Consider the following 11,939-nt stretch of genomic DNA (forward strand, 5'->3'; position numbering starts at 1 on the left):
TCAGTCTCCCGTCGCCGGACGCCAGCGGCCGATCACCGGCCAGGGCAGTTCGGGCCGCTCCACCACGCGCCGCAGCCGCGCGTCGGCATGGATGATTCCCGCCTCCGCCTGGATCGCGAAATGCAGCTGCCCCGGGCCCGCCCTGAAGAGCAGCAGGTCGCCCGGCCGCGGCTCGGCCGCCGGCACCAGCCCGAGCACCTCGATCGCAACACGCACCCGCACGGCATCGCCGCTCCGCAGCGTATAGCCGCTCGGCACCCGCCCCTCGAACCCCTCCGCCCGCAGCGCCAGCGCCGCCAGCCCGACGCAATCGAGCCCCTCGGCGCTCCGCCCGTGCAGCCGGAACCGTACGCCCAGCGCCGCCCGCGCCGCCGCGACGGCGCGCTCGCCCGGCATCATCCGCCCGGATACCGCGTCAGGAGGTCGATCCCCGGCAGCCAGGGCTCGCCGCGAAAGTTCACGGCATTGCCGAACCGGCCCGCGCAGGTCGCAAGGCTCTTGTCGCACCCCTCGACCAATTCGACCAAAGCCCCCGCGCCCGCAAAGCGCGGCGGCCGCCGCAGCGTCACCGTCGCGCCGTCCGATCGCGCGATCGCATCCTCCAGCCCCGAATTGCCCCCGCCGAACCAGCGCAGCCGCCCGCCGCCCCAGCCGTTGGCCACCGGCTCGCTCGCATCGAGCGTCACCACCGATCCCGCCACCGCCGTCACCCGCGCGAACCGTCGCCGCCCCGCCATCGCCACACGGCAGCGCCGATCGCCCAGTTCGGCGCGGCATTCGGGCGAAGTCTCCTCGACCACCGGCCGCTCGAGCATCTCGGAGAGCCCGCGCAACTCCGCGGTCAGCGTCCCGCCGCGCGTCTCGACCGCGCCGATCGTCCCTTCGCCCAGCGCCACCATCGCGCCCGGCGCCGACCAGTCGGTCGCGAACAGCGTCACCCGAGCCCCGTCCCAGCGCCCGGCGAGCAGGTCCGCCTCGCCGATCGCCGCGCTCGTCAGCGCGCCGGTCACGTCCATGCTGTCGGCATCGAGGTTCGCGCTGCGGCTGATCGCGCTCGGCATCATCCCTGGCGCCGCGCGATAGACGAGACCGTCGATTTCCAGGTCGCGATCATGCGCGGTGATTCCGATCGTCACCCCGTCGCGCCGCTCGACTCGCCAGCACAGAGCCAGCGTCGTGCATTCGCCATCCAGCCAGCTCATTCGCGCACCTCGACCAGCGGCACCGAAGCCGCTGCCCCCGCAAGATAGGTCGCCCGGCTGACATTGAGCCGGTCCTCCGCGAACCGCACCGGTACGTCGAAGTCGAAGCTCGCCGTCACCACCGCGCCTGCGGCCGGCGCCGCATCGAGGGTCACCACACCCCGTTCGCCCAGCGTGAAGTCCTCGGTCGCCAGCCCGTCCACTGCCAGGCGCACGCTGCCGCGCACCGGCCGGGTGATCCGCCGCGTCACGTCGCCATAGCGCCGCACCAATTGGAACCGCGCCTCCGCGCCGTCGCCCACCCCGAGCACTTCGTCCCCGCCCGATGCATCGAACGGATCGCGCAGCCGGAAGCCGCGTGCCGGTCCCATCCGCGCGCGGAAGAACCCGATCAGCGCGGCGATGTCGGCCTCGGATCGCACCCCCGGCCCGACATCGTAGCGCATCCGCGCCTCGGCCCATTCGGCATTGCGGTTCTCGCGCCCGCCCGCGCTGGTCACGACCGCCGTCGAGACCTCGGGCGCCACTTCGGCCTCGCGCCCCAAAGCGAGCGGAAACAGCACGTCGTCGAACGCGTCCACAGCATCCTCCCCATCGAAATGCACGAAGCCGTCGCGCAGCACCTGCGGCAGCGCCCAGACGAACGTCGCCGGCACGCCGCGCTTTCGCCCGCGCTCCGCCGCCGCCGCGATCGGCCGCCACTGCGCCTTGTCCGCCGGGTTCAGCACGAACCCCGCCAGATAATGCTGGTCCGCCGCGGCATAACCGAGCCGCGCCTCGGCCAGCGCAATGCCCCGGGCGCTCGCCGCTTCGTTCCCCGCCGCCGCCCAGTCATAATCCTCGAGCTGGAGCACATCGAACGCCGGCGCCGCCCAGCCGGTCGGCAAATTGGCGCGCTGGAGCTCGGGCGCCGCCGCATCGAGCACCGTGGGCAGATAAGCGAGCAGCAGCACCTCCGCCCCCGGCGCCCAGCGCACCACGTCGCGCAGCGCCAAAGTCGATGCCGCCAGCAAGGCCCCCGCCGCATCGAGCACTGCGGTATCGACCGTCCCCCGCACATTCTGCTCGGGCGGATCGTCCAGCTCGGCCCTCGCCGCATCGTCGTGGATGCACAGCCGCCCGTCGGGCATCACCCACCACCACGGCTCGCCGACCTGGAATTTCACCGCCAGCCCCGCGGCCTGCGCGATGCCCACGAACGCCAGCGCCACCACGCGCAGATAATACATCGCCCCCGAATGTGCGGGGGAGAGCAATGCCGAGGGCGGGGTCCACCCGGTCAGCCCCGGCGATCCGTCGGCCGCGCGCTGCTTCCAGTCGTTCCAGCAATGCTGGTCGAGCAGTTCGTACGAGAGCGACCAGATCACCTCATAACCGAGCGCCCTGGCCCGCCGCGCGAAGTCGCCATGCCACGCCGCACACGCCACGTTGAGCGTGCCTCCCGCCAGGCTGACATAATAGCCGCCCGAATTGAGCTCGAGCCGGAAATAATGGCTCATCCCGACATAATGCAGGATGCTCCCGCGATAGCCGAGCTGGAGCGCGTTGCGCAGCACCCGCGCGGGCGTCAGATGATAGCAATCGTCATAGCCGTTGGCGATCCGCAGCCCGTGCTCGGGCAGCACCACATCGCCCACGCTGAGCACCGATCCCGGCCCCTCGCATGCAATCCCGCTGATCTCGACCCAGGCCTCGGCCGGCGCCGCCAGCGCCGCATCGGCTGCGGTGTATCCCGCCGGCACCAGCGAGACGAACATCCGGTCGACATCCCCCGCGAACACCGGATCCGCCTCGCCGGGCAGCATGAAACCGCCGTCGACATTTGCGAAATCGATCGCGACGATCGCGTCCTCGGGCACTCCGCTCGCATAATTCCACAGCCGCACATACCAGGCCCGCGGATTCCCCATGGCGTCGCGACCCTCGATCGTCAGCACCGGCCCGTTCACCGCGTCGAGCGCCAGCACCCCCGCCGACCGCCAGCGAAACCGCAACCGGCACCCGCGAAAGTCGCGATCGGTCTCGTAGCGGAGCAGCGGATGGTCGTACCGGTCCTCCGCCTCCCAGATCAGCCCGGCGAGATCGTCCTGCCGATAGAAGACCGCATCGACGCGCAGCGCATCGGGCGCCGTCGTCACCACGCTCGCCATCATCGGCCGCGGAAAATTGACCGTCCAGTAAGCCGGGTCGAAGCGCGAGAGCACCCCCTCCGCCTGCCCGCCCCGCTCGGACGCCAGCCAATGCGCCATGGTCTATCCCCTCTGTGCCCGCGCCCTTCACGACGGCTTGTCATCTGTTACGGTGCGGACATGTTCGCCCATTGCCCTTCGCCGCATGGCTAAACTGCCCGTCCGCGAAGACGGATGGGAGCAGGCGCTTCTCGTCCGCGTACGCGAAATGCTCGCCGATACGGCAGCGCGGCATTCGCTCCGCCTCGAATGGAGCGAGGACGCCCCTGTCGAGCTCTCCTGCACCTTGCCGCAGCAGCCCGGCCTCGATTTCGAATTATGGTTCGCGTTCAGCCACGATGAACTGACGCTCGGCACCACTGGCGACGCCTGGTTCGCCGACATCTTCCCCCTCGACGATCCGGAAGCCTGGCAACGGACCTGCGACGCCGTCGACGGCCTGATCACCGGAGAATCGCGCGTGCTTCTCTATCGCGCGATCGGCAGGAAAAACGGCTATTGGTCGGCCCTGCAGCTGCGCCAGGGAAACAGATGGCGCAACATCTCGACCGGGATCGGCTGTGCTTTTCCCCCTGTCATCCGGCAGACGATCCTCCGCAACGGTCATGCCAAAGCGACCGGCCATGCGCGGCCGGCATGGGGCAGTCTCCTTTTGCTCATCCTGCTGGCGGGGCTAGCGGCGCGCTATCTTCTCTGATCGATCCGCTCACTCCACCCCCGCCAGCGCCGCCTTCACCGCACGCGCCACTTGCCGGCTCGACTGCGCCAGCGCCCGCGGCGCCTCGCCCGGCCCGGCGTTCACCGTGATCGCCACCCGCACCTCGCGCGGCCCCGCCGCCACCTGCGCCGCCACCTGCCCCGCACTCGACGGCACGAACAATTCCGGCCCGCGCTCGCCGACCCAATAAGGCCGCCCGGGACTCACCGGCCCGCCCGTCGCGCGCCCCGGCGATCCGCCGAACAGCCCGAGGATCGTGCCCAGCAATCCGCCGCCGCTCGCCCCGCCGCCGCCCAGCGACCCCAGTCCCTGGTGCAACGCCGACGCCGCGATCTCGCCGAGCACGCCCAGCGCCATCACGCGCAAATCCTCGAACCCCAATTTGCCGGTCTTCACCGCCCGCAGCAGCGCGCCTTCGATCGCGCGCCCGGCGCGGTCGGCGCCTGCCTCCAGCGGTCCCTCGATCTGTCCGCGCATCTCCGCCACGTCGCGCGCGAAGCCGCGCGTGTCGGCACGCACGCTGACGATCAGCCGTTCGATCTCTTCATCCATCGGGAAAAAGCTCCTTGAGCCGCGCGAGCTCGCCATCGCCGAGCGGCGCCGCATCCTCGCCCGCCAGCGCCCGCACCAGCGCGCCCAGCTCGGCCGGCGTAGCGTTCCAGAAAGTCCCGGGCGTCCAGCCGAACGCCACCCCCGCCGCGCCGCTCAGCCGCAGCGCCGCCTCCGCGAAGCGCATCACCGCCCCGCCAATATCTGCCCGATCAGCATTTTGAGCGTCGGCATGTTCGCCGCCAGCCCGCGCGCGGTCACGCCCTCGGCAAAGGCATCGCGGCTCAATCCCTCGGGCCGCTCGCGCAGGCAATGCCAGAACAACGCCACCATCTCGCTCAGCGCCAGCCGCCCGTCCGCGGCACGCTCGACCAGGGCGAACAACGGACCCAGCTCCCCCTCCGCCGCCACCAGCGCCGAAAAGCTCGGCCGCAACACCAGCACCTCGCCGGCAATCCGCAACTCGGCCTCGCCGCGTACAGGATTGGCCCCGCTCATGCCGACACCACCGGCCCGGAACTCTCCAGGCTCAGCGTGTAGCTGCGCTCGCCGTTGAAATCCCCGGCATAGTCCAGCCGCGTGACCAGGAACCGCCCGGTCATGCTCTCGCCGCTCTCGAAGCTCAGCCGGTAATCGTCGATCGCGCCCGACAGCGCATTGGTCTTCACCCGCGCTTCCGCCGCCGATCCCGTGAACACCCCGGCGCCCGACACGCTCACCGAGCGCACGCCCGCGCCCGACAGCAATTCGCGCCACCCGCCCGAATCCTTGCTGGTGATCACCACTGCCTCGCCATTGACGCTGAGCTGCGTCGTCCGCAGCCCCGCCACCGTGGTGAAGCTCACCGGCGATCCGCCATTCCCCACCTTGAGCAGGAACGCGCTACCCTTCTCCGCCGCCATGTCATTTCTCCTTGCATGTGCTCCTGCGAAAGCAGGAGCATTGGATTGCGAGCCCCCCTCCGTTCGCTTCGAGCGAAGTCGAGAAGCATTCGCCCGACAGCCGTTTCTCGACTTCGCTCGAAACGAACGGTGAGGAAAAACCGACCGCCTAGTTCGCCTGCAGCATCCGCACCCGGAACTCGACGACCGCCGCGCACAGCGCCGGCCCCTCGCGGAAGATCCGGCTGCGCACGAACGCCAGGCTGGCGATCCGCCACCCCTCGCCCAGCTCGCGCGGCAGCCCGGCCACCGCCGCCGTGGCGTGGTCGGCCAGCGCGCGCAGCCGCGCGCGGTCCTCGCCCGCCTCGAACAGCCCGACCGCCAGCCGGCCCTCGCGCCCCATCATGTCCTTGGTGCCCCAGTCGACGAGCACCGGATCCTCGACCACCGCAAAGGGCCGCACCGCGCGCGCCGGCGGCGCGTCGAACACGCCGTTGATCGCGATTCCCAGTCCCGGATGCGCGCCGAGCACTGCCTCGACTGCCTCGGTCAACACCGCATGTGCGCTCATCGCAACAACCCTCCCAGCCAGCGGAGCGCCGGATCGCGCAGCCAGCGCCGCCCGAGCCCGCGTCCCGAAATCACCACGCGCCCCGGCTCGGCCTCGACCGATACGCCCGGCAGCTTTTCCCGCGCCGCATCCGCCAGCCGCGCCGCGGCGCGTGCGGAGGCACGCGCGCCGATCGCCTCGGCCCGCGCCTCGAATCCCTCCATCATGCCGATCGCCGCGCGCTCTCGAGCCGCATCCGCCGCCACGGCCGCCACAGGGCCGCGACCGCCGCCGGCGGCGCTCCGCCGCTCGCCCGCGCTTCGAAGAGATGCGCCGCCAGCAGCACCACGCCCTGCGTCAGCGGCACCGGCAGCCCGCTCCACTCCGCGGCAAGGCCCGCCGCATAGCCGACCCGCAGCCGACCCGCCGCGATCGCCGCGCTGCCGCGCACCCAGCCTTCGCCGGCCGCGTCGATGTCGATCGCATAGGTGTCGGCAGGCAAAGCGAATCCGTTGTCCGAAAGGTTCAGTCCCTCGACGCGATCGATCGTCATCACAGGCGCGCCGACGAGCCGTTGCCACGCGGCATGCGCGGGCAACGTATCGGTCCACATCCGCGCGATCAGCGCCTGGCCGGTAAACGCCTCGCACAAGGCCAGCGCGGTCGCGGCATGCGTCTCGAGCAATGCGTCCTCGGCCGTGCCCGGGATCCGTAAATGAAGCTTGGCGGCATCGCGCGCTGCGGCGATCGCCGCCGCCGGAAAGGGCGGAGCAAGCATAAGTGTCTCCCCATCGAATTTTGGCCAAAACTCCCTCGCCCCCGAAGGGGGAGAGGGTTGCGCAGACTTGGGTCCGCTTCTTCAGCGGGCCCTAGTCGGAGCTGGGTGAGGGGGTGCGGCCGCTGGGCGGCCGCGCGGAGCTTCGCTCCGCTCTACCCCTCACCAAGCTGCGCTAGGCAGCAAACTGCCAAGCTTCGCTATCCTCTCCCCTATCAAGGGGAGAGGAACAACAAGGCCTCACGAAGCCGCGAACTTGAGCAGCTTGATCGCCTCGGAGTTGCTCACCATCCCCCCCACGCGCTTGGTCGCGTAGAAATGCACGAACGGCTTGTTGCTGTACGGATCGCGCAGCACCTGCGTCTCGCCGCGCTCGGCGATCAGGTATCCCGCCTTGAAGTTGCCGAACGCGATCGACAGCGAATTGGCCGCGATGTCGGGCATGTCCTCGGCCTCGACCACCGGATAGCCGAGCAAGGTCGCCGGCTGCCCCACCGCCAGGCTCGGCGTCCACAGGAACGCTCCGTCGACGGTCTTGAACTTGCGGATCTTCGCCAGCGTCGCGCTGTTCATCACCCAGCTCGCGCCCTGCCGATACGGCGCACGCAGGCTCTGGACCAGATCGATCAGCTTGTCCTCGGGGTTCGTCGCGAACGCGCCCGCGGCGCCGCTCGCGATATATTGCAGCGTCCCGAACGGCCGCGTCGCATCCCCCGTCGAAGCCGTCGCCGCCGCGAGGAAGCCCTTGGGCTTGTTGGTCCCGTTGCCGTTGACGAACGCCGATCCTTCCGCCGCGGCGAATTCGCGCGCGATCTCCTGCGCCAGCCATTCCTCGACGTCGAACGCCGCGTCGTCGAGCATCGCCTGGCTCGCCGCCGGATTGGCGTAGAGGTCGCCGCTCGGCGGGGCGACTTCGTTGAAGGTCGGCGTCGCGGTCTCGGTGCGCGCCGCGGTCTCCGCTGCCCAGCCCGATGCGATCCCGCCGCTGGCCACCAGCTTGCGGTATCCGCTCGATCCCACCTTCACGACATTGGCGATCGCGCGAATGGGCGAGACCGATTTGAGCGTCGCGTCGATGCGGGCATCGATCTCCTCGGGCACGGCATAGCCGCCCGCGGCATCGCTCGTCCCCGACATCGCCTTCATCTCCACGCCGCCGCTGCCGGCGCGCAGGAACCCCTCGAACGCCGCGCTGCCCAGCGGCCTTCCGCCCGCCAGCATCGGCCGCACCGGCGGCAATCCCGCCGCTTCCACAGCCTCGAAGCTCGCCTCGAGGCCGTCCGCTTTCACTTCGATCATGTCCGTCTCCCACAAAAAGAAACCCCTCCCGCCAACTGCGAAAGGGGCACACCCGACTCTCCTGAATCTTCCCAGACTGGGCTGTATCGGCATTCAAAATCCTCCCCCGCCAGGGGGAGGTGTCGCCGAAGGCGACGGAGGGGGAGGTAAGCGACGTCCTCTCTATCTAGCGCAGTGCTTCCGCCCCCTCCGTCACGCTGCGCGTGCCACCTCCCCCTGGCGGGGGAGGATCTGGAAGGCCTCGCCCACCTGAATGTCGATGTCCCTAGCCCCCGGCCACCGCATGCACGCGCGCCAGCGGCTGCATCGGACTCGAGACCAGGCTCACTTCGAGCAGTTCGAGCCCCCTGATCTCGCGCCGCGGCCCGTCACGGGCCTCGGTCACGCGATATCCGAACGAGAGGCCGGTCACGGCGCCCTTCGCCACTGCCTCGGCGAGCGCCGGCGCCGCGACGCGCCCGATCACGCGCAGACCGCGCTTGTCCTCGGCCAGTTGCTCGATCTCGCCCACCGGCTTGCCCGAATGCTGCCACAAGAGCGGCACCGGCCGCGCCAGCCGGAACGCCCCCCGGCGCACCACGTCGCCGCCGCGATCGGGCACGTCGAACACCGCGGCATAGCCTGCGAAGCGCACCGCCCTGTCCTGAGCATGTCGAAGGATCATTTCAGCCACCCGGGGAACCCCAGTTTCACTGCCAGCCCGACCAGCACCAATGCCGCGAGCATCCGCCCGGCCCAGGAAAACGCCGCCTTCAATGCCGATCGCTTGGCGTCGCGCCAGGCGCTCAGCAATTCGCGCAGCTCGGCCATGTCCTTCGCCGCGCCGACATCCTCCAGCCCCAGCCGCGCCAGCGCCCGCTGCGCGCTCAGCTCGCCCGCTTCCTCGGCGATTGCCCGCAGAGTCGCGGTATCGGCGCCGTCTTCCTTCGCCTGCTCGATCAGTTGCGCGAGCACCGTTTCGTTACGCATCACATTTCTCCCGATTGCCGCGCCGCACGCCGTCGCCTAGGCCATGGCCATGCGCCGCCGGCTCTTTCCCTTGTTCGTCCTGTTGCTGGTCGTCCTCGCCGCGCTGCTCGCGTGGCTCTGGTGGTCGGACTATGTTCTGATCGACAGATGTCTCGACGTCGGCGGCGCGTGGGATCGAACCACGCGCACCTGCACGCTCACCGTCACGACAATCCGACCATAAACCGTTTCTCCTCGTCGGTGAGGAAATCGGCCGCGCTCACCTGGCGCCACAGCCGCTCGCGATCCTCGGCCAGCGCCGTCACCCGGTCGAGGTCGACCGCCAGCGCCGCATCCGGAAACCAGCCCGTGAGCGCCTGTGCCAGCCCCGCGAGGATCGTCTCCGCCACCGGCAGGATCGCCAGTCGCCACAAAGCCCGGTTGGCCTCACGATAATTGGCGAAGGCGGTGTCGCCCGGCAGTCCCATCAGCATCGGCGGCACGCCGAACGCGAGCGCGATCTCGCGCGCCGCCGCCGCCTTCAGCCCCATGAAGTCCATGTCGGCCGGCGTCATGCTCATCGCCTGCCATTTGAGGCCGCCCTCGAGCAGCATCGGCCGCCCCGCATTGGCCGCCCCCGCGAACGCCGCCTCGAGCTCACTTTTGATCCGCGCGAACTGGTCGGGGCTCAGCACCCCGCCGTCGCTCACGTCATAGACCAGGGCTCCCGAGGGCCGCGCCGCATTGTCGAGCAATGCCTTGTTCCAGCGCGTCGCGGCATTGTGGATCGCCACCGCCCCCGCCGCCGCGCCGAGGCACCCCAGCCCGTAATGGTCGTCGACTGGATTGAACGCCTTGATGTGCGCCACTGCCGGGCGCCCGCCGGCATCCTCCGCCGCAAGCCGGCTGACATGCTCGCCCACCCGGTAGCGATACGCCACCGGCCAGCCCCCGGCATCGGCCTCCACCGTCACTCGCTCGGGCCTGAGCGCGAACAGCTCCCGCACCTGCCCCGCGCTGTCGCAGAGGATCTGCACATAGGCATTGCCGTGCAGCAGCAATTGCGCCGCGACGGTCTCGATCAGCGTCTGCCCGCCCGAGCGCGCGCTCGCCAGTGCCGCCAGCGCCGGGTCGCTCGCCTTGAGCGGCGCCGATCCCACGCCTTCGCTCACCAATTTCACCGCGCGCTGCGCCACCGGATTGTGGCAATAGCCTTCGCGCACCTGCGCCTCGTAGCTGCGCGGCCATTCGCCGAGGCTGGTGATGCTCCCGCCACGCGCCAGCGCCGGCCGCACGCCATCGCGCGCGGACTTGCGTCCGAACCATTTCATGCCCGTCTCCTGATGATTGCGCGAACCGTTAAACTCCCCTCCCTGCAAGGGAGGGGCTGGGGGTGGGTGCGACCCCGGCGAAGGCCGGGGGAGCCCAACGATGCACGTGGAATAAAGAAAAGGCCGGGCATCGAGCCCGACCTTTTCTACCCACCCCTGACCCCTCCCTTCCAGGGAGGGGAATATCTGCGCCCTACCGCTTGGTCCCGAACCAGATCACGTGCCGCGGCCCCTTGCCGTTGCTCCGCGCCTTCACGCCGACTTCCTCCACCGCGAACCCCGCATCGCGCAGCCGCCGCGTAAAGGCAGCGTCCGGCGCCGCCGACCACACCGCCAGCACCCCGCCGGTCCGCAGCGCCGCCTTCGCCGCCGCCAGTCCGCGCATCGAATAGAGCCCGTCATTGCCCGGCCGGGTCAGCCCGTCCGGCCCGTTGTCGACATCGAGCAGGATCGCATCGTAACTGCCGCGCGCGTGCCGGATCATCGCGCCGACATCGTCGAGCACCACGTCCACCCGCCGGTCGTCCAGGCACCCCGCGGCCAGCGCGGCCATCGGCCCGCGCGCCCAGTCGATGATCTTGGGCACCAGTTCGCTCACGGTCACCCGCGCATCCGCATCCAGCCGCTTCAGCGCCGCGCGCAAGGTGAACCCCATCCCGTATCCACCGATCAGCAGATGCGGCGCCGGCACGCGCAGCCGGTCGATCGTCATCTCGGCGAGCGCTTCTTCCGACCCGCTCATCCGGCTGTTCATCAGCTCGTTGCGATCGAGCACGATCATGAAGTCGCTGCCCCGCCGAAACAGCCGCAGCGGATCCCCGCCGGGCACTTCGGCCGTATCGATCAGTTCGCGCGGTACCATGCCGCTCGCTATCCGCGCTGTCCGGCCGCCGCACAAGCTCCCATCGACCTTCGAGCCCCCAATCCTCCCCCGCCAGGGGGAGGTGGCGCCGAAGGCGACGGAGGGGGAGGGTAGCGACTAGCTCTCCCTTCCATCCCGACGATCGATCGCGATCGCGATGATCTGGCGAACCACCCCTTCGAGGTTCGTCAGCACCTCCTTCGCCGGATAGCGCAGGACTCGCACACCCTGCGACACGAGCCACACGTCACGAACAGCGTCGCGTGCCGGACGATCGCCTCGTGCATGCGCTTCGCCATCCACCTCAATGGCCAGCCTTGCCGGCGCACAATAGAAATCGAGGATATAGTCACCGGCCGAGTGTTGCTTGCGAAAGCGCAAGCCTTCCGAATTTCGACGCAGTGCTAGCCACAGGCCTATCTCCGGCGGGGTCATCTCCTTGCGCAAGCGCCTGGCATTGCGACGCCCGCTTCCGGAACCCTCGAGACGCATCGCCGTCCTCCCCCTCCGTCGCCTTCGGCGCCACCTCCCCCTTGCGGGGGAGGATTATGCGGGATCAACCGTCCGCTAACCACTATAGGTCGTATCGACATTCAATCCTCCCCCGCCAGGGGGGAGGTGGCATGCGCAGCATG

General features: G+C 69.9%; 18 protein-coding genes. 2 read left to right on the top strand and 16 right to left on the bottom strand.

The window, feature by feature from the left end; genetic code table 11:
* Genes BR78_RS0113210 through BR78_RS0113220 form a run of 3 tightly spaced genes read right to left on the bottom strand, consistent with a single transcriptional unit; the run spans position 1 to position 3,451 of the window.
* Positions 1-396 carry an NlpC/P60 family protein gene (locus tag BR78_RS0113210; protein ID WP_443027678.1) on the bottom strand — a complete coding sequence of 132 codons (396 nt, stop codon included), beginning with the start codon at positions 394-396 and terminating at the stop codon, positions 1-3.
* Positions 396-1,202 carry a DUF2163 domain-containing protein gene (locus tag BR78_RS0113215; RefSeq protein ID WP_029936674.1) on the bottom strand — a complete coding sequence of 269 codons (807 nt, stop codon included), beginning with the start codon at positions 1,200-1,202 and terminating at the stop codon, positions 396-398. The genes BR78_RS0113210 and BR78_RS0113215 overlap by 1 nt, the downstream gene beginning before the upstream one ends.
* Positions 1,199-3,451, bottom strand: coding sequence for a DUF2460 domain-containing protein (locus BR78_RS0113220; protein WP_029936675.1), 2,253 nt, complete (start codon positions 3,449-3,451; stop codon positions 1,199-1,201). Before BR78_RS0113220 ends, BR78_RS0113215 begins: the two co-directional genes overlap by 4 nt.
* Positions 3,452-3,536: 85 nt before the next feature.
* On the opposite strand from BR78_RS0113220, the gene BR78_RS0113225 reads away from it, so the two are divergent.
* The gene (locus BR78_RS0113225) at positions 3,537-4,088 is read left to right on the top strand and encodes a hypothetical protein (RefSeq protein ID WP_029936676.1); all 552 of its coding nucleotides are present in this window, start codon (positions 3,537-3,539) and stop codon (positions 4,086-4,088) included.
* 9 nt (positions 4,089-4,097) lie between these two features.
* Here the strand turns inward: BR78_RS0113225 and BR78_RS0113230 are convergent, their stop codons facing one another.
* The 10 genes from BR78_RS0113230 to BR78_RS0113285 all read right to left on the bottom strand — a co-directional run bounded on the left by BR78_RS0113230 (position 4,098) and on the right by BR78_RS0113285 (position 9,132).
* Positions 4,098-4,661, bottom strand: coding sequence for a hypothetical protein (locus BR78_RS0113230; protein WP_025587691.1), 564 nt, complete (start codon positions 4,659-4,661; stop codon positions 4,098-4,100).
* Positions 4,654-4,845, bottom strand: coding sequence for a phage tail assembly chaperone (locus BR78_RS0113235; RefSeq protein WP_029727509.1), 192 nt, complete (start codon positions 4,843-4,845; stop codon positions 4,654-4,656). The genes BR78_RS0113230 and BR78_RS0113235 overlap by 8 nt, the downstream gene beginning before the upstream one ends.
* Positions 4,845-5,156, bottom strand: a complete 312-nt coding sequence (locus BR78_RS0113240) for a gene transfer agent family protein (protein ID WP_025587695.1) — start codon at positions 5,154-5,156, stop codon at positions 4,845-4,847. Before BR78_RS0113240 ends, BR78_RS0113235 begins: the two co-directional genes overlap by 1 nt.
* Entirely contained in the window at positions 5,153-5,560 is a 408-nt protein-coding gene (locus tag BR78_RS0113245; RefSeq protein WP_025587697.1) for a phage major tail protein, TP901-1 family, read from the bottom strand. The genes BR78_RS0113240 and BR78_RS0113245 overlap by 4 nt, the downstream gene beginning before the upstream one ends.
* Before the next feature lie 148 nt (positions 5,561-5,708).
* Positions 5,709-6,110: a tail completion protein gp17 gene (gp17, locus tag BR78_RS0113255; RefSeq protein WP_029724651.1), complete on the bottom strand. Its 402-nt coding sequence runs from the start codon at positions 6,108-6,110 to the stop codon at positions 5,709-5,711.
* Positions 6,107-6,316, bottom strand: a complete 210-nt coding sequence (locus tag BR78_RS0113260; RefSeq protein ID WP_025495702.1) for a hypothetical protein — start codon at positions 6,314-6,316, stop codon at positions 6,107-6,109. The genes gp17 and BR78_RS0113260 overlap by 4 nt, the downstream gene beginning before the upstream one ends.
* Entirely contained in the window at positions 6,313-6,867 is a 555-nt protein-coding gene (locus tag BR78_RS0113265) for a head-tail connector protein (RefSeq protein ID WP_029724650.1), read from the bottom strand. Before BR78_RS0113265 ends, BR78_RS0113260 begins: the two co-directional genes overlap by 4 nt.
* A gap of 237 nt (positions 6,868-7,104) precedes the next feature.
* Positions 7,105-8,163, bottom strand: coding sequence for a phage major capsid protein (locus BR78_RS0113270; protein ID WP_029936677.1), 1,059 nt, complete (start codon positions 8,161-8,163; stop codon positions 7,105-7,107).
* Positions 8,164-8,428: 265 nt separating this feature from the next.
* Positions 8,429-8,827 (bottom strand): HK97 family phage prohead protease, encoded by a 399-nt coding sequence (locus BR78_RS0113280; protein WP_029727517.1) that lies wholly within the window; start codon positions 8,825-8,827, stop codon positions 8,429-8,431.
* Positions 8,824-9,132 (bottom strand): DUF6127 family protein, encoded by a 309-nt coding sequence (locus tag BR78_RS0113285; protein WP_025587737.1) that lies wholly within the window; start codon positions 9,130-9,132, stop codon positions 8,824-8,826. Before BR78_RS0113285 ends, BR78_RS0113280 begins: the two co-directional genes overlap by 4 nt.
* Before the next feature lie 49 nt (positions 9,133-9,181).
* Here BR78_RS0113285 and BR78_RS22005 point away from each other — a divergent pair, with 49 nt between their 5' ends.
* A complete protein-coding gene (locus BR78_RS22005; RefSeq protein ID WP_197021373.1) occupies positions 9,182-9,355 on the top strand; it encodes a hypothetical protein in 174 nt (57 codons plus the stop codon).
* Here BR78_RS22005 and BR78_RS0113295 read toward each other — a convergent pair.
* The 3 genes from BR78_RS0113295 to BR78_RS0113310 all read right to left on the bottom strand — a co-directional run bounded on the left by BR78_RS0113295 (position 9,336) and on the right by BR78_RS0113310 (position 11,796).
* Entirely contained in the window at positions 9,336-10,442 is a 1,107-nt protein-coding gene (locus tag BR78_RS0113295) for a phage portal protein (RefSeq protein ID WP_029936678.1), read from the bottom strand. The two genes, BR78_RS22005 and BR78_RS0113295, sit on opposite strands and share 20 nt — an antisense overlap.
* 193 nt (positions 10,443-10,635) lie before the next feature.
* On the bottom strand, positions 10,636-11,304 hold the full coding sequence (locus tag BR78_RS0113300; protein ID WP_025587740.1) for a spermidine synthase: 669 nt from the start codon (positions 11,302-11,304) through the stop codon (positions 10,636-10,638).
* 117 nt (positions 11,305-11,421) lie between these two features.
* Positions 11,422-11,796: an endonuclease domain-containing protein gene (locus BR78_RS0113310; RefSeq protein ID WP_037566701.1), complete on the bottom strand. Its 375-nt coding sequence runs from the start codon at positions 11,794-11,796 to the stop codon at positions 11,422-11,424.
* Between the last annotated feature and the right edge of the window lie 143 nt (positions 11,797-11,939).

The sequence above is a fragment of the Sphingomonas sp. UNC305MFCol5.2 genome (assembly GCF_000712135.1).
Classification (GTDB): Bacteria; Pseudomonadota; Alphaproteobacteria; order Sphingomonadales; family Sphingomonadaceae; genus Sphingomonas.

What these genes read in the sequence shown, in the direction of transcription:
- BR78_RS0113210 (WP_443027678.1), bottom strand. Translation starts at nt 396, where the DNA reads ATGCCGGGCGAGCGCGCCGTCGCGGCGGCGCGGGCGGCGCTGGGCGTA.
- BR78_RS0113215 (WP_029936674.1), bottom strand. Translation starts at nt 1,202, where the DNA reads ATGAGCTGGCTGGATGGCGAATGCACGACGCTGGCTCTGTGCTGGCGA.
- BR78_RS0113220 (WP_029936675.1), bottom strand. Translation starts at nt 3,451, where the DNA reads ATGGCGCATTGGCTGGCGTCCGAGCGGGGCGGGCAGGCGGAGGGGGTG.
- BR78_RS0113225 (WP_029936676.1), top strand. Translation starts at nt 3,537, where the DNA reads ATGGCTAAACTGCCCGTCCGCGAAGACGGATGGGAGCAGGCGCTTCTC.
- BR78_RS0113230 (WP_025587691.1), bottom strand. Translation starts at nt 4,661, where the DNA reads ATGGATGAAGAGATCGAACGGCTGATCGTCAGCGTGCGTGCCGACACG.
- BR78_RS0113235 (WP_029727509.1), bottom strand. Translation starts at nt 4,845, where the DNA reads ATGCGCTTCGCGGAGGCGGCGCTGCGGCTGAGCGGCGCGGCGGGGGTG.
- BR78_RS0113240 (WP_025587695.1), bottom strand. Translation starts at nt 5,156, where the DNA reads ATGAGCGGGGCCAATCCTGTACGCGGCGAGGCCGAGTTGCGGATTGCC.
- BR78_RS0113245 (WP_025587697.1), bottom strand. Translation starts at nt 5,560, where the DNA reads ATGGCGGCGGAGAAGGGTAGCGCGTTCCTGCTCAAGGTGGGGAATGGC.
- gp17 (WP_029724651.1), bottom strand. Translation starts at nt 6,110, where the DNA reads ATGAGCGCACATGCGGTGTTGACCGAGGCAGTCGAGGCAGTGCTCGGC.
- BR78_RS0113260 (WP_025495702.1), bottom strand. Translation starts at nt 6,316, where the DNA reads ATGATGGAGGGATTCGAGGCGCGGGCCGAGGCGATCGGCGCGCGTGCC.
- BR78_RS0113265 (WP_029724650.1), bottom strand. Translation starts at nt 6,867, where the DNA reads ATGCTTGCTCCGCCCTTTCCGGCGGCGGCGATCGCCGCAGCGCGCGAT.
- BR78_RS0113270 (WP_029936677.1), bottom strand. Translation starts at nt 8,163, where the DNA reads ATGATCGAAGTGAAAGCGGACGGCCTCGAGGCGAGCTTCGAGGCTGTG.
- BR78_RS0113280 (WP_029727517.1), bottom strand. Translation starts at nt 8,827, where the DNA reads ATGATCCTTCGACATGCTCAGGACAGGGCGGTGCGCTTCGCAGGCTAT.
- BR78_RS0113285 (WP_025587737.1), bottom strand. Translation starts at nt 9,132, where the DNA reads ATGCGTAACGAAACGGTGCTCGCGCAACTGATCGAGCAGGCGAAGGAA.
- BR78_RS22005 (WP_197021373.1), top strand. Translation starts at nt 9,182, where the DNA reads ATGCGCCGCCGGCTCTTTCCCTTGTTCGTCCTGTTGCTGGTCGTCCTC.
- BR78_RS0113295 (WP_029936678.1), bottom strand. Translation starts at nt 10,442, where the DNA reads ATGAAATGGTTCGGACGCAAGTCCGCGCGCGATGGCGTGCGGCCGGCG.
- BR78_RS0113300 (WP_025587740.1), bottom strand. Translation starts at nt 11,304, where the DNA reads ATGGTACCGCGCGAACTGATCGATACGGCCGAAGTGCCCGGCGGGGAT.
- BR78_RS0113310 (WP_037566701.1), bottom strand. Translation starts at nt 11,796, where the DNA reads ATGCGTCTCGAGGGTTCCGGAAGCGGGCGTCGCAATGCCAGGCGCTTG.